Raw genomic sequence first — 15,434 nt, forward strand, 5'->3', positions numbered from 1 at the left:
CGAAATAGCTTTAGGGCTAGCCTCAATTTTAGAATCCTGGAGGTAGAGCACTGTTTGGACTAGGGGCCCATCCCGGGTTACCGAATTCAGACAAACTCCGAATGCCAGAGATTTATAATTGGGAGTCAGACTGCGAGTGATAAGATCCGTAGTCAAGAGGGAAACAGCCCAGACCACCAGCTAAGGTCCCAAAGTAATTGTTAAGTGGAAAAGGATGTGGCGTTGCTTAGACAACCAGGATGTTGGCTTAGAAGCAGCCATCATTTAAAGAGTGCGTAATAGCTCACTGGTCGAGTGACGCTGCGCCGAAAATGTATCGGGGCTAAACAATTCACCGAAGCTGTGGATTGACACTTAGGTGTCAATGGTAGGAGAGCGTTCTAAGGGCGTTGAAGCTAGACCGGAAGGACTGGTGGAGCGCTTAGAAGTGAGAATGCCGGTATGAGTAACGAAAGACGGGTGAGAATCCCGTCCACCGAATGACTAAGGTTTCCTGAGGTAGGCTCGTCCGCTCAGGGTTAGTCGGGACCTAAGTCGAGGCCGATAGGCGTAGACGATGGACAACAGGTTGATATTCCTGTACCACCACTCCACCGTTTGAGTAATGGGGGGACGCAGAAGGATAGGGTAAGCGCGCTGTTGGTTATGCGCGTTCAAGCAGTGAGGCGTGGAATGAGGCAAATCCCGTTCCTATAACGTTGAGCTGTAATGACAAGGACCGTAAGGTCTGAGTTCCTGATTTCACACTGCCAAGAAAAGCCTCTAACGAGGTGGAAGGTGCCCGTACCGCAAACCGACACAGGTAGTCGAGGAGAGAATCCTAAGGTGAGCGAGAGAACTCTCGTTAAGGAACTCGGCAAAATGACCCCGTAACTTCGGGAGAAGGGGTGCTCTATTAGGGTGTTAAAGCCTGAGAGAGCCGCAGTGAATAGGCCCAGGCGACTGTTTAGCAAAAACACAGGTCTCTGCAAAACCGTAAGGTGACGTATAGGGGCTGACGCCTGCCCGGTGCTGGAAGGTTAAGAGGAGTGCTTAGCGCAAGCGAAGGTGCGAATTGAAGCCCCAGTAAACGGCGGCCGTAACTATAACGGTCCTAAGGTAGCGAAATTCCTTGTCGGGTAAGTTCCGACCCGCACGAAAGGCGTAACGATCTGGGCACTGTCTCAACGAGAGACTCGGTGAAATTATAGTACCTGTGAAGATGCAGGTTACCCGCGACAGGACGGAAAGACCCCGTGGAGCTTTACTGTAGCCTGATATTGAATTTTGGCACAACTTGTACAGGATAGGTAGGAGCCTGAGATTCCGGAGCGCCAGCTTCGGAGGAGGCGTCAGTGGGATACTACCCTGGTTGTGTTGAACTTCTAACCCTTGCCCCTTATCGGGGCAGGAGACAGTGTCAGGCGGGCAGTTTGACTGGGGCGGTCGCCTCCTAAAGTGTAACGGAGGCGCCCAAAGGTTCCCTCAGAATGGTTGGAAATCATTCGTAGAGTGTAAAGGCATAAGGGAGCTTGACTGCGAGACCTACAAGTCGAGCAGGGTCGAAAGACGGGCTTAGTGATCCGGTGGTTCCGCATGGAAGGGCCATCGCTCAACGGATAAAAGCTACCCCGGGGATAACAGGCTTATCTCCCCAAGAGTCCACATCGACGGGGAGGTTTGGCACCTCGATGTCGGCTCATCGCATCCTGGGGCTGTAGTCGGTCCCAAGGGTTGGGCTGTTCGCCCATTAAAGCGGTACGCGAGCTGGGTTCAGAACGTCGTGAGACAGTTCGGTCCCTATCCGTCGTGGGCGTAGGAAATTTGAGAGGAGCTGTCCTTAGTACGAGAGGACCGGGATGGACACACCGCTGGTGTACCAGTTGTTCTGCCAAGAGCATCGCTGGGTAGCTATGTGTGGACGGGATAAGTGCTGAAAGCATCTAAGCATGAAGCCCCCCTCGAGATGAGATTTCCCATTGCGCAAGCAAGTAAGATCCCTCAAAGACGATGAGGTAGATAGGTTCGAGGTGGAAGCACGGCGACGTGTGCAGCTGACGAATACTAATCGATCGAGGACTTAACCAAATAAAGATTGAATGGCTTTCAATGGCCCGTTTATCCAGTTTTGAGTGAACAAGCACTCATTAGTCTAGTGATAATGGCAAAGAGGTCACACCCGTTCCCATCCCGAACACGGAAGTTAAGTTCTTTTGCGCCGATGGTAGTTGGGGGTCTCCCCCTGTGAGAGTAGGACGTCGCTAGGCAAATAAGAAACCGTTACCTGTAAAAAGGTAACGGTTTTTTTGTGTGGTTTTATCCAAGCTTGAATAGAAGATGTGTGAGAAATAGGTTAAACAAAGAGTTCAGGGAGATAAGGAATGAGACCTGGAGCATACGGAATAACCTACGTTGTGACGAAAGTCATTAGATGTATTTACTAGTTGTCTCAACTAACAATTCACCTTATTGATGAAAATGACATCACTTTTTGATATTTTCGTTCCCTAATAAGCAGCGTACCGAAAATTAAACCAGTTATTCCTCCTCTATTGATGAAGTGAGAAGCTTTTATGTGGATAAAATTGGGTGAAGCGGAATAAAACCTGGTTCTAGCCGATTAAACGAGATGCAAAGCCGATTAAATCTCAGGTGAAGCGGAATAAAACCTCTCCGTAGCCGAATAAATCCCTATCCAAGCCGATTAAATCTTTTCAAACCTAAATAAACAGAGAGACCGGTACCTGTAAAAAGGTATCGTTTTTATTCAAGTATTAATAGAAGGAGAGCGAGAAAGGATCGCCAAGATAACAGGGTATAAAACGTGATTGAACGATAAACACCTCAATTTGATTGGAAAATATTTTACAATTAAAAAGAGACTCAAAAACTATATCAAGAATCAAACTAGCTATTAAGATATGAATGGCCGATTTTCACTTTCAACACCGAGCTCCTTTGTGAAAAAAGGATTTTCTTCAATGCATAAGAAGGGTTTAGAATCGCTTTATTCCCCGCATGCTCTACCTTACAAGAGAATGTGCGTCGCATCCTTGTTAACTTAAACATTTCAAATTTGGATGACCATAGAATGGACATCGACTGCCAGAAAGTAAGTATGTGGTAAAGTTGTCGGCGCACTTTATGGGGAATTGTCTGTCCAGTGGTCCTTTGCGAAATAGGCTAGATAATCACTCAATAGGATCTATTGGCCTAAGGGATAGACGACTTATTTGAGAGAATACGTGCTTTTTCGACATATTTCCCGGGAAATATGACAAATCTTGATTGTCTTTATGCGACTGGTTAATGTTGATGGAATGGCTCAAAGTTAACGAAGAAAGTCTTGTTTTTAATTCTGTGGGTAGATGATATAAGTATTGATGTATAATGAATACATATGAATGTGCGAGGGATTATTAAATGGATAAACGGCCAATCGTAGAGGCGATGCAACGTTTTTACAAAAAGCAGAATACATCGCTTCATGTACCTGGGCATAAGCATGGGGCATTGTCTGAATTGCCACGTGCGTTCAAAGATGTAATGAAGTTTGATTATACAGAGCTCGAAGGTCTGGATGATTATCATCATCCGGAGGGCGTCATAGAAGAAGCGCAAAAATTATTGGCAATAGCATATGAAGCAACACATAGTTATTTTCTGGTGAATGGTACGACTGTTGGGAACTTAGCGATGGTCTATGCAACATGTCGAGAAGGGGACCGAGTTTTGGTTCAACGAAATGCGCATAAATCAATTTTTCACGCTCTTGAGTTGGTTGGTGCAGATCCGGTATTTTTAACTCCAGAATGGGATGAAAAAACTCACACCTCAACTCATGTTAGCTTGGCTACAGTTGCGGCGGCAATTGAACATTATCCACAAGCCCAAGCCATTATTTTAACGCATCCAACATACTACGGTGTTACTAATTCTGTAATGGGTGAAGTAATTAGTTTAGCGCATTCTCACGGAATACCGGTTCTGGTTGACGAAGCTCATGGAGCGCATTTTATAGCAACAGCGGATTTCCCAATGTCTGCGCTTGAGATGGGTGCAGATGTTGTTGTACAATCTGCTCATAAAACACTTCCAGCTATGACGATGGGTTCTTATTTACATATCCAATCAAATCGTGTTTCTTATGATAAAGTGAATCGCTATTTGCGAATGCTTCAATCTAGTAGTCCGTCGTATTTGATACTAGCATCACTAGATGATGCTAGGCATTATATTGAGACGTATGCACATGAAGATTATCAGTTATTTTCTACTACTCGTAAACTATTTGTGGATAGTTTAAAAACCATACATTCTCTAGAAGTAGTCGAAGTGGATGACCCAATAAAATTGATTTTGCGGGTTCATCAATATACAGGTTACAGGTTGCAAAAACAATTAGAGCTTCAAGGTATTTACGTGGAATTAGCAGATCCAGAGCAAGTCCTTTTGATATTGCCGTTGTTAAAGGCGAGACATCAGTTTCCGTTTGCCGAAATAAGAATGAAGATTAAGACTGCTGTAGAAAAATGTGCAAAACAACAAAGAGACAAAGTAGATATCGATTATTCACACGATTTATATGCTCTATCAACTTTAGCTGTTTCCTATAAAGAATTACAGGAAACAGAAAATGAATGGATATTATATACAAAGGCGACTGGCCGAGTTTGTGCAGGAATGGTAATTCCATATCCGCCAGGCATTCCACTATTCGTTCGTGGGGAGAGAATTACAACAAGTAAACTGGAAATGCTTGCTGATTATTTAGCGAGTGGCGCTATCATTCAAGGAGAACATGATTTGAGCCGAAAACAGTTACTGGTTTTGAAGGAGGCAAAAGTATGAATAATCAAGGATTTTTTATTACGATCGAAGGACCAGAAGGAGCAGGAAAGACAACGGTTTTAAGTGATGTGGTTTCACAATTAACTGCCCAAGGATACAATATCGTTTCAACACGTGAACCTGGTGGAATTCGCATTTCAGAACACATCCGTGAAGTAATTTTAAATAATGACTACACAGAGATGGATGGGCGAACTGAAGCACTTTTGTATGCAGCAGCGAGACGTCAACACTTAGTTGAAAAGATTACTCCAGCACTAAATGATAATAAAATTGTTTTATGTGATCGTTTTATTGATGCATCTCTTGCATACCAAGGACATGCACGCGGTCTAGGAATAGATGAAGTTCTTTCGATTAATGAATTTGCGATAGGGAAATTAATGCCGGACCTGACATTATTGTTTGATTTAGAGCCATCGATTGGTCTAAAAAGGATTGCTAAACATGATGAAAGGGAAAAGAATAGAATGGATGCTGAAAGTTTAGCCTTTCATGAACTGGTTAGAGAAGGTTATCAAGAAGTAGTTAAACGCTATCCAAATCGTATTCACGTTATAGATGCCTCAAAATCGCAAAAAGAAGTAACAAGTGACGTAATGGATGTTATGAAAAAATCTCTTGAATCACGCATGAATTGATTGATCATTTCATGTTATAATATTAGGAAGAACTTCCGGAAAAGGGGATGAGCTGATGAAACTTATCGTGGCTGTTGTCCAAGATCAAGATAGTAGCCGTTTATCTAGTGCACTCACGAAAGCTGACTTTCGTGCAACCAAATTAGCAAGTACTGGTGGTTTTTTACGTTCAGGAAATACAACTTTTTTAATCGGTACAGATGATGAGTTAGTATCTAATGCACTTGATTTAATTCGTGATAATTGTCGTTCACGGGAGCAAATGATAGCTCCTGTATCTCCAATGGGTGGTAATGCGGACTCATATATTCCTTATCCAGTAGAAGTTGAAGTTGGTGGGGCAACAATATTTGTGCTTCCAATTGAACAGTTTCATCATTTTTAAAAAAGCTCTGAAAATAATTTTTGCATGAATAAATTTTATGCAAACATACACGAAAAACCCGTGTTTGCCGGATGTCCGGAGCACGGGTTTTTTTAAAAGAAGAGGTGAGCAGCAAATTGAGTGAAAACCTATCAGATGTAATAAAATTACAACCTGTTATTACGAAACAACTTCAAATGGTTTTCCAAAAAAACCGAGTTGCTCACGCATATCTTTTTGAGGGAGCGAGAGGTACTGGCAAATTAGCAGTGATGCGATCTTTTGTTAAATTACTGCTGTGTGAACAACCTGTTGAAAATGTTTCATGTGAAACATGCCGAGGGTGTAGAAGATTTGAATCTGGTAATCATCCAAATCTTATTCAAGTTGAGCCAGACGGTCAAGATATAAAAAAAGATCAGATGTTACAACTGATTTTTGAGATGAATAAAACGGCGCTTGAAGCTGGCCGTAAAATATATGTACTCCATCGGGCAGATCGATTAAACATTTCAGCTGCAAACACTTTACTGAAATTTTTAGAAGAGCCTGAAGGACTGGTCACTGCTTTTTTATTAACGGAAAAGCCATATGCGATATTATCGACAATACGATCGCGTTGTCAAATTATTTCTTTTCCATCAATTCCTTATGAAGAACGCGTTAAAGTGTTGGTAGATGAAGGTCTCACAGCATCTATGGCGGCAACCGTTTCCATGTTAACGAATGATTTAGAAGAATCTTTACGATTGGCAAAGGATGACCAGTTTGCACAGGTTCGAAAAACAGTGTTAAAATTGGTAGAGGCAGTTGAAACAAATGTACATGAAGCCATGTTAACGGTTCATGAAGATTGGCTACCTTTGTTAAAAGAAAAAGAAGACACAGAACAGGCATTGGATTTACTTTTATTCGCATACCGCGATTTAGTAGCAGTTAAGGCTAATAGTAATACATTATTTACGTATCCGGATTTCTTGCCATTTTATCAGCAACATGCACATCATTGTAGTTATGAGCACTTGTCGAATAAAATTGAGGCCATATTAAAAGCGAAGCAACAATTGCATCGTAATATGAATCGGACGCTTTTAATGGAACAATTAATGTTAAATATGCAGGAGGGATTTTCGTTTGTATAATGTTGTAGGTGTCCGCTTCAAGAAAGCGGGTAAAATATATTATTTTGATCCAGCTGATTTTCCGTTAGAAAAGAATCAGTATGTTATTGTTGAAACAGCAAGAGGGATAGAATACGGGAAAGTCGTAGTTCCTATCAAGCAAGTTGAAGAACACGATGTGGTGTTGCCCCTTAAACATGTCGTGCGTCTAGCTGATGAACGTGATCGTTATCAAGTAGATGAAAACCAAGCGGAGTCGCAACATGCGTTTGAGCTTGGAACAGAAAAGATTATTGAACACACATTAGAAATGAAGCTAGTGAATGTAGAGTATACATTTGATCGGAATAAAATCATCTTTTATTTCACAGCTGAAGGTCGCGTGGATTTCCGTGACTTGGTAAAAGACTTGGCTTCGGTCTTTAGAACACGAATTGAGTTACGTCAAATTGGAGTTCGAGATGAAGCGAAAATGCTTGGCGGGATCGGACCTTGTGGACGTATGCTATGTTGTTCTACATTTTTAGGCGATTTCGAACCTGTTTCGATTAAAATGGCGAAAGATCAAAATCTGTCTCTAAATCCATCGAAGATTTCAGGTTTATGTGGACGTTTAATGTGCTGTTTAAAATACGAAAATGACGAGTATGAAGCTTCTAAATTGTTAATGCCAGACATGGGCGCTCGTATTTCTACACCAGAAGGAAAAGGCAAAGTAATTGGAATTAATTTATTAGAACGCGTGATGCAAGTTGAAATAGCTGAGCAACAACGTGTGCTAGAATATACATTAGAAGAAATACAACAATTTGAAGAAAACCAAGTGTAACGGACTGAACAATGGGGTGATTTACGTGAAAGATCGTAATTTTTTGGAAACGGTCATGGAATTTGAACAGCAATTAGAATCATTGCAAGGGCAGTTCCATGCACTTAAAGAGTTCGTGGCATTTATGATGGAAGAACATCAGTCTTTGCAACAAGAGAATTCCCACCTTAGAAAGCGTTTGGATGAAATTCATGCAGCGGAAGAAGCTGTCTTGAAGCAGTCCGAACTAAACGCCAAAAAAGTAAAAGTAAGCCGTCTTGATATAGGAGAGGGTTACGATAATTTAGCTCGATTATATCAAGAAGGTTTCCATGTGTGCCATGTGCATTTTGGAAGTTCACGTAAAGGTGAAGATTGTTTATTTTGTCTTTCCTTTTTAAATAAACAAAACGGGTAATGAAAGACTGATTCCACTGTAAGTTAGTGGATGTCGGTCTTTTGTTATGTTGGAGGATTCAACAAATGGAAATACATTTACAAGAGGATGAACGATTAGATTATTTGCTGGCAGAGGAGCTTCGCATCATTCAAAGTCCATCTGTTTTTTCTTTTTCGCTAGATGCTGTATTACTGGCTAAATTTACTTATGTTCCCATTAGAAAAGGGGCTATTGTTGATTTATGTTCAGGAAATGGGGTCATCCCACTATTTTTAAGTGCACGTACACAGGCAAAAATTATCGGTGTTGAATTGCAACATCGACTAGCTGATATGGCAATACGAAGTGTGGAGTATAATCAATTACAAGACCAAATTACCATTCTTGAAGGCGATGTAAAAACAATTCCAAAACAACTCGGCTTTGAAAAATTTGATGTGGTTACGTGCAATCCTCCTTATTTTCTTGCACATGAAGCCAGTGATAAAAACTTGAAAGAGCATTTAGCAATTGCTCGGCATGAACTTTATTTAACATTAGATGAAGCAGTTCAATCTGCAAGTCAATTGCTTAAACAAGGCGGAAAAGCGGCATTTGTTCATAGACCGGGACGTTTGTTAGATATAGTGACAGCGATGAGAGCGAATCGACTGGAACCGAAACGTATTCGTTTTGTGTATCCGAAAGAAGGAAAAGAAGCGAATACCTTGTTAATAGAAGGCATAAAAGATGGCAAACCTGATTTAAAGATTCTTCCGCCGTTATTTGTGTACGATGAACAAGGGGAATACACTGAAGAAGTTAGAGAGATGCTTTATGGAAAAAACTAATGAACATACCTTTTATGTGTTGGAATGTCTGGACGGATCGTATTATGCCGGTTATACGAATGATTTGAGTAAACGTGTGAGTGTCCATAATAGTGGGAAAGGGGCAAAATATACACGAGCAAGACGTCCAGTGTCTTGTATTTATCAAGAAGTTCATGAAACTAAACAACTTGCTATGAAAGCGGAATATGCATTTAAGCAGTTAAATAAGAAGAATAAAATAGAGTATATTTCTAAAGGAATAAGAGGTGAACAATTATGAACGCACAAAAAAGTTTTTCAGGTCAGTTAACGACTGGTATTTTGTATTTAGTGGCGACACCTATTGGAAATTTAGAGGATATGACAGTACGCGCGATTAGAATAATGAAAGAAGCTGATTATATTGCTGCTGAAGATACACGCAATACGAAGAAGTTGTGTAACTACTTTGAAATTGACACCCATCTCATCAGTTACCATGAACATAACTTAGAGTATGGTGGGGACAAGCTTCTAGAGCTTCTGCGAAATGGAAAGAATATTGCCCTTGTCAGTGATGCAGGATTACCGTGCATTTCAGATCCAGGAGCTGATATTGTAGCAAAAGCAGTAGCTGAAAATTTATCAGTCGTGCCGATACCTGGTGCAAATGCTGCGTTGAGTGCATTGATCGCATCTGGTCTTTCAACGTTGTCATTTACGTTTTATGGCTTTCTGCCAAGACAAAAGAAAGATAGAAAAGCTGCACTTGAAGCGATTCAATATCAGAAAGAAACTATGCTCTTTTACGAAGCACCTCATCGTTTAAAAGATACTTTGAAGGATGCGCAATTAATACTGGGCTCAACTCGAAAAGTTGTGTTGGCTAGAGAAGTGACCAAGAAGTTTGAGGAATTTGTAAGAGGTACTTTAGAAGAAGCTGTATCTTGGGTGGAGAATGAACAAGTAAGAGGAGAATTTGTTTTAGTCATTGACGGGTCTAGTGAAGAAAATCCATTGGTTAGTGAAAAATGGTGGATGGATTTATCGATTATTGAGCATGTTGAACATGTGATTGAAAATCAATCACTCTCTTCAAAAGAAGCTATTAAAGTTGTAGCTAAAGAACGAGAACTACCAAAGCGAGATGTATATCAAGAATTTCATATTCAAGAATAAAAAAATGGAGTGACAATTTGTCACTCCTGTTTTAAAATAATTTATTTGTTTTTGTTTGTTTGAATTTCTTTTACTAGCAAATCTGCGCCTTCTGGGCTTAAGATAAGTTTTCCGCCAACTAAACGGAAGTTATCATCTGATACTTCACCTGTAACAACACAAGTCATGTTTGGTAAATATTTTTTTAGGATGATTTTATCTTCATCCACGTAAATTTCTAATGCGTCTTTTTCTGCGATACTTAAAGTACGACGAAGTTCTATTGGAATAACTACGCGACCTAATTCATCAACTTTACGTACGATACCTGTAGATTTCATGGATAGTACCCCTCTCGAATTATAAATGTAATTCGTCAAATTTCGACATCTCTTGCTTGTCTGTAATTAATCATACCAACTACTGCCATATACGTCAATAATTAATCTGTCCAATAAAAAGTATTTTTGTTAAAAAAATGATATTTTATAGTTAATTTATTATGTTTTTGATTCTAATTTTTCTTTATGTCTATAAGTTGGGAATAAAAATATAAATGGGTTTGAATTAACAAAAATTATCATTCGACATTTTTCGTGTATTTAATATCATTGTAACCAAAGAAAGACTCAGATAGAATAGAACTACTACTTTATTGGTACGAACGAAAGGGCGAATTTAAGTGAATAATCAAAAGAAATCATTTTATATTACGACTCCCATATATTACCCAAGTGGGAAATTTCACATTGGAACGGCTTATACAACCGTAGCTTCAGACGTGATGGCTCGTTACAAGCGTTTACGTGGATATAATGTTCATTTTTTAACAGGAATGGATGAGCACGGTCAAAAAATACAAGAAAAAGCCCAAGAAGCGGGAAAAGATCCGCAAACCTATGTCAATGAAATTGCAGAAGACGCTAAAAAAGTTTGGGAATTGATGGACATTTCATATGACGATTTTATTTGTACTACTGAAAAACGTCATAAAGATGCTGTCGAAAAAATTTTCCAACTATTTTTAGATAACGGCGATATTTACAAAGGCGAATATGAGGGCTGGTACTGTACGCCATGTGAATCATTTTATACGGACAACCAATTAGATAATGGTAATTGTCCAGATTGTGGGCGCCCAGTACATAAAGTCAAAGAAGAGTCGTATTTCTTCAATATGAAAAAGTATGCAGATCGCTTACTGAAATATTATGAAGATAATGTAGAATTCATTGAGCCTGAATCTAGAAAAAATGAAATGATTAACAACTTTATTAAACCAGGATTAGAAGATTTGTCTGTGTCTCGAACTTCATTTGATTGGGGAATTCGTGTACCTGGTGATGCAAAACATGTCATTTACGTATGGGTTGACGCTTTATCCAATTACATTACAGCACTTGGATATAAATCAGAAGATGAATCATTATTTAATAAGTATTGGCCTGCAGATGTACATGTTGTCGGGAAAGACATCGTCAGGTTCCATACGATATACTGGCCAATCTTCTTAATGGCATTAAAATTACCGCTACCTAAAAAAGTCTTTGCACACGGATTTATTATGATGAAAGACGGTAAAATGTCTAAATCTAAAGGGAATGTTGTCACACCGGAACTATTAGTTAATCGCTACGGTTTAGATGCTACTCGCTATTTCTTATTGCGTGAGTTGCCCTTTGGTGCAGATGGCGTATTTTCACCGGAAGCCTTTGTGGAACGCACAAACTTTGACTTAGCAAATGACTTAGGGAACTTATTGAATCGGACTGTTTCGATGATCAATAAGTATTTTGATGGAATTATTCCAACACAACATAACGAGGCAACAGAATTTGATGCCACATTACACGCACATGCGAAAGATGTAAAAGAAAAGTATGAAACAAATATGGAAAAAATGCAGTTTAGCATCGTATTGAGCGACTTATGGTCACTCGTTTCACGCACCAATAAATACATTGATGAAACACAACCATGGGTCTTAGCTAAAGAAGATTCAGACAAACCAAAACTCGGATCGGTTATGTGGAACTTGTCAGAAAGCCTTCGTCAAATTGCTGTGTATCTACAACCGTTTATGACAAATGCTCCCAAGCAGATTGCGAAGCAGCTTGGCTTATCTACGGATTCATTGACGTGGGATTCATTAGAACAGTGGTCAAGTATTCCGATTGGAACAAAAGTGATTGAAAAAGGCGTACCAATTTTCCCGAGATTGGAAGTTGAAACTGAAATATCATATATTCAAGAACAAATGCGTGGACCTGTAAGAACAGAAGACCTTGAAACAGTAAAAGAAGAGACACCAGAAATTCCAGAAATAACAATAGATGATTTCTTAAATATAGATTTGCGTGTAGCCACCGTGATTGCCTGTGAAAAAATGCCTAAAGCGGATAAATTATTGAAACTACAAGTAGATCTAGGATATGAGCAACGTCAAGTTATATCAGGGATTGCTAAAAACTATAGTCCAGAAGAATTAGTCGGTCAAAAAGTAATTGTTGTAGCTAACTTAAAACCTGTGAAACTTCGTGGGGAGATGTCTCAAGGGATGATTCTTGCAGGAGAGCAAGATGGATATTTAACACTTGCAACCGTTGATAAGAAACTTGAGAACGGTGCGAAAGTAAAATAAAGGATTATCCCTAGAGTCTGTTCAGCAATTGCTGAGCAGGCTCTTTACTTGTTTCAGGGAACCGCAACATGCTATTCTTTTCAAGTCTAAGACAAAAGTATTGATTTAAGGGGAATGTTTTTCCGGAAAAATTCAATAGTAAGGGCAATATAGTCCGGTTGACTTGAAAAAAACATTACTTTGTAATCAATTTGAAATGTAAGTGAGATGTAAGTAATAGTAAAAAGAATTAAAATAAAGATTATGTGAGGCGAATATTCATGTTTATAGATACACATGTCCATTTAAATGCAGATCAATATGATGAAGACCTACAAGAAGTAATTAATCGAGCGCTTGAAGCAAAAGTAAATCACATGGTGGTTATCGGATTTGATCGTAAAACGATTAACCGAGCGATTTACTTGGCTGAAAAATATGATTTTATATATGCAGTAGTAGGATGGCATCCAGTTGATGCTATTGATTGTACAAATGAAGATTTACAGTGGATTGAAGAGCTAGCTGCACACCCAAAAGTTGTGGCAATCGGTGAAACTGGACTGGATTATCATTGGGATAAATCACCTCATGATGTCCAACAAGAATTATTTAGAAAGCAAATTCGTTTAGCGCAAAAAGTTAATTTACCTATTGTCATTCACAACCGAGATGCTACTGATGATGTTATTCGTATTCTGCAAGAAGAACATGCAGAGAAAACTGGTGGGGTGATGCATTGCTTTGGCGGAAGTGTTGAAACTGCAAAAATTTGTATAGATTTAAATTTCATGATTTCACTCGGAGGTCCTGTGACATTTAAAAATGCAAAAAAACCAAAAGAAGTAGCTACCGAAATTCCATTAGAGTATTTAATGATTGAGACAGACGCACCGTATTTAGCACCACATCCACACCGAGGAAAACGTAATGAACCTGCCCTTGTTACCTTAGTAGCGGAAGAAATTGCTCGTTTGAAGAATATTACTATTGAAGATGTTGCAAAAGCAACCACTGAAAATGCTGTAAAATTTTATAAACTCCCATTATAAAGTAATAGTATAAATTCAATAATTAGAAATTATAAGTTTGGCATCATCAGAATAGTTCGACTAATTTTAAGTGATTGACAGACATTTTTCAAGTCTATATAATCACACAAGTAATAAGGAGGTGTTTTTCATGTCAAATAATTCCATGAAAAACCTGTTTACCAAACCATTGAGGAATAAAAAAATTGGATTAGCTTTAGTTGTCGTTATCTTTTTCGTATCGGTTATATCAACCGTTCTATTTATAGGAACGAAAAGCACTGTCGCCTTGACTGTAAATGGCAAACAACAAGAAATTCAAACACGTGCAGATACAGTTGGAGACTTGTTGAGCGAACAAAACATTCAAGTGTCCGAAGCAGATTTAGTGTCACCCTCAGTGAACACGACGATAGAAGATGGACTTTCGGTCGAGTGGAAACAGGCAAAAAAAATATCGATTACACTTAATGGTGATAATCAAGAAATATACACAAATGCAGAAACAGTTGGAGACTTGTTGAGTGAACAAAACATACAAGTTTATGAGGCTGATAGAGTATCACCTTCATTGAATACGTCTATAGAAGATGGACTTTCAGTAGAGTGGGAGCAAGCGAAAGAAATTACGATTACAGTTGATGGGGAAAAACAAACCATCAAAACAACAGATGATCAAGTAAGTGAAGTTTTAGCTAAAGCAAAGATAAAAGTTTCTGAGCATGATAAAGTATTACCTGGTTTAGATGACAAGATAGGCTCTGATGCAAAGATTACGCTTGAAAAAGCATTTCACGTAACACTCGTAAATGGTGTTGATAAGAAAAAAGTATGGTCCACTTCAACTACTGTCGCTGACTTTTTAAAACAACAAGAGATTCATATAAATGAATTTGATCGTGTCGAACAAAGAATGGATAAACTTGTGAATCCAAACGATGTTATACAAGTCGTTCGTGTAGAAAAGGTCACCGATGTAGTGGAAGCAGCAACAGATTTTGCTGTGGAAACCCGTAAAGATAAGAACTTGTTAAAAGGCAAAGAAAAAGTTGTACAAGAAGGTAAAAAAGGTTTAACTAAACAAACGTTTGAAATAATTTCTGAAAATGGCAAACAAGTTTCACGTATCTTAAAAAACGAAGAAGTAGTAAAAGACTCTTCCAAGAAAGTTGTAGCTGTTGGAACGAAAGTTGTAACGGCGAGTGTTTCTCGAGGAACAACTTCTCGGGCATCTAATACTTCACCATCTGGAGGAAAAGAATTCTACGTGTCATCAACGGCATATACAGCTTTTTGTACTGGGTGTTCAGGAATTACTGCTACAGGTATCGACCTTCGTTCAAACCCTGGATTAAAGGTAATTGCGGTTGATCCAAATGTTATTCCTCTTGGTTCTAAAGTTTGGGTAGAAGGCTACGGATATGCGATTGCCGGAGATACTGGTGGAGCTATTAAAGGAATGAAGATTGACTTGTTTATGGCAGACAAAAATCAAGCGCTTGGATATGGTCGTAAACAAATTAAAATTAAAGTGATTAACTAATTTACACTAAGCTTTCCTGAACGACTAGGGAAAGCTTTTTGTCGTTACATAAGATTCAAGAAAAAATTTTGCAATATCAAAGTTGTTGTAAATCGTTGAGCTTGAGTGGGCTTCTCCGCTTTTCGGT

At 39.1% G+C, this 15,434-nt stretch carries 13 protein-coding genes and 2 rRNA genes (1 of these 15 cut by a window edge); 14 read left to right on the forward strand and 1 reads right to left on the reverse strand.

Features of this window, described 5'->3' with window-relative positions; translation table 11 throughout:
* The 11 genes from E2636_RS18205 to rsmI all read left to right on the forward strand — a co-directional run.
* Positions 1–2,067: ribosomal RNA gene (locus E2636_RS18205) — 23S ribosomal RNA — on the forward strand; it begins 862 nt to the left of the window's first position.
* Between the two features lie 63 nt (positions 2,068–2,130).
* Positions 2,131–2,246, forward strand: a 5S ribosomal RNA gene (gene rrf, locus E2636_RS18210).
* Positions 2,247–3,402: 1,156 nt separating this feature from the next.
* Positions 3,403–4,830: an aminotransferase class I/II-fold pyridoxal phosphate-dependent enzyme gene (locus E2636_RS18215; protein ID WP_134211677.1), complete on the forward strand. Its 1,428-nt coding sequence runs from the start codon at positions 3,403–3,405 to the stop codon at positions 4,828–4,830.
* Positions 4,827–5,471: a dTMP kinase gene (gene tmk / locus E2636_RS18220; RefSeq protein WP_134211678.1), complete on the forward strand. Its 645-nt coding sequence runs from the start codon at positions 4,827–4,829 to the stop codon at positions 5,469–5,471. Before E2636_RS18215 ends, tmk begins: the two co-directional genes overlap by 4 nt.
* A gap of 55 nt (positions 5,472–5,526) precedes the next feature.
* Positions 5,527–5,856, forward strand: a complete 330-nt coding sequence (locus E2636_RS18225; protein ID WP_017380241.1) for a cyclic di-AMP receptor DarA — start codon at positions 5,527–5,529, stop codon at positions 5,854–5,856.
* Between the two features lie 116 nt (positions 5,857–5,972).
* A complete protein-coding gene (holB, locus tag E2636_RS18230; RefSeq protein ID WP_134211679.1) occupies positions 5,973–6,977 on the forward strand; it encodes a DNA polymerase III subunit delta' in 1,005 nt (334 codons plus the stop codon).
* The gene (locus E2636_RS18235; RefSeq protein ID WP_134211680.1) at positions 6,970–7,785 is read left to right on the forward strand and encodes a PSP1 domain-containing protein; all 816 of its coding nucleotides are present in this window, start codon (positions 6,970–6,972) and stop codon (positions 7,783–7,785) included. Before holB ends, E2636_RS18235 begins: the two co-directional genes overlap by 8 nt.
* 25 nt (positions 7,786–7,810) lie before the next feature.
* Entirely contained in the window at positions 7,811–8,182 is a 372-nt protein-coding gene (gene yabA, locus E2636_RS18240) for a DNA replication initiation control protein YabA (protein ID WP_017380244.1), read from the forward strand.
* Between the two features lie 65 nt (positions 8,183–8,247).
* Entirely contained in the window at positions 8,248–8,994 is a 747-nt protein-coding gene (locus E2636_RS18245) for a tRNA1(Val) (adenine(37)-N6)-methyltransferase (protein ID WP_134211681.1), read from the forward strand.
* Positions 8,981–9,256 carry a GIY-YIG nuclease family protein gene (locus tag E2636_RS18250; protein WP_134211682.1) on the forward strand — a complete coding sequence of 92 codons (276 nt, stop codon included), beginning with the start codon at positions 8,981–8,983 and terminating at the stop codon, positions 9,254–9,256. Before E2636_RS18245 ends, E2636_RS18250 begins: the two co-directional genes overlap by 14 nt.
* The gene (rsmI, locus tag E2636_RS18255) at positions 9,253–10,134 is read left to right on the forward strand and encodes a 16S rRNA (cytidine(1402)-2'-O)-methyltransferase (protein WP_134211683.1); all 882 of its coding nucleotides are present in this window, start codon (positions 9,253–9,255) and stop codon (positions 10,132–10,134) included. Before E2636_RS18250 ends, rsmI begins: the two co-directional genes overlap by 4 nt.
* Before the next feature lie 41 nt (positions 10,135–10,175).
* Here the strand turns inward: rsmI and E2636_RS18260 are convergent, their stop codons facing one another.
* The gene (locus E2636_RS18260) at positions 10,176–10,454 is read right to left on the reverse strand and encodes a transition state genes transcriptional regulator AbrB (protein ID WP_017380248.1); all 279 of its coding nucleotides are present in this window, start codon (positions 10,452–10,454) and stop codon (positions 10,176–10,178) included.
* 341 nt (positions 10,455–10,795) lie between these two features.
* Between E2636_RS18260 and metG the strand changes: the two genes are divergently transcribed.
* The 3 genes from metG to E2636_RS18275 all read left to right on the forward strand — a co-directional run bounded on the left by metG (position 10,796) and on the right by E2636_RS18275 (position 15,307).
* The gene (metG, locus tag E2636_RS18265) at positions 10,796–12,754 is read left to right on the forward strand and encodes a methionine--tRNA ligase (protein ID WP_134211684.1); all 1,959 of its coding nucleotides are present in this window, start codon (positions 10,796–10,798) and stop codon (positions 12,752–12,754) included.
* A 260-nt stretch (positions 12,755–13,014) separates the two neighbouring features.
* Positions 13,015–13,785, forward strand: a complete 771-nt coding sequence (locus tag E2636_RS18270) for a TatD family hydrolase (RefSeq protein ID WP_134211685.1) — start codon at positions 13,015–13,017, stop codon at positions 13,783–13,785.
* A 130-nt stretch (positions 13,786–13,915) separates the two neighbouring features.
* Positions 13,916–15,307, forward strand: coding sequence for a ubiquitin-like domain-containing protein (locus E2636_RS18275; protein WP_134211686.1), 1,392 nt, complete (start codon positions 13,916–13,918; stop codon positions 15,305–15,307).
* Positions 15,308–15,434 lie beyond the last annotated feature (127 nt).

The organism is Paenisporosarcina antarctica, assembly GCF_004367585.1.
Lineage (GTDB): Bacteria > Bacillota > Bacilli > Bacillales_A > Planococcaceae > Paenisporosarcina > Paenisporosarcina antarctica.

Excerpts from the sequence above, each read along its gene's own strand:
- E2636_RS18245 (WP_134211681.1), top strand. The coding sequence starts at position 8,248 with ATGGAAATACATTTACAAGAGGATGAACGATTAGATTATTTGCTGGCA.
- E2636_RS18275 (WP_134211686.1), top strand. The coding sequence starts at position 13,916 with ATGTCAAATAATTCCATGAAAAACCTGTTTACCAAACCATTGAGGAAT.
- E2636_RS18250 (WP_134211682.1), top strand. The coding sequence starts at position 8,981 with ATGGAAAAAACTAATGAACATACCTTTTATGTGTTGGAATGTCTGGAC.
- tmk (WP_134211678.1), top strand. The coding sequence starts at position 4,827 with ATGAATAATCAAGGATTTTTTATTACGATCGAAGGACCAGAAGGAGCA.
- E2636_RS18260 (WP_017380248.1), bottom strand. The coding sequence starts at position 10,454 with ATGAAATCTACAGGTATCGTACGTAAAGTTGATGAATTAGGTCGCGTA.
- rsmI (WP_134211683.1), top strand. The coding sequence starts at position 9,253 with ATGAACGCACAAAAAAGTTTTTCAGGTCAGTTAACGACTGGTATTTTG.
- E2636_RS18215 (WP_134211677.1), top strand. The coding sequence starts at position 3,403 with ATGGATAAACGGCCAATCGTAGAGGCGATGCAACGTTTTTACAAAAAG.
- E2636_RS18270 (WP_134211685.1), top strand. The coding sequence starts at position 13,015 with ATGTTTATAGATACACATGTCCATTTAAATGCAGATCAATATGATGAA.
- E2636_RS18225 (WP_017380241.1), top strand. The coding sequence starts at position 5,527 with ATGAAACTTATCGTGGCTGTTGTCCAAGATCAAGATAGTAGCCGTTTA.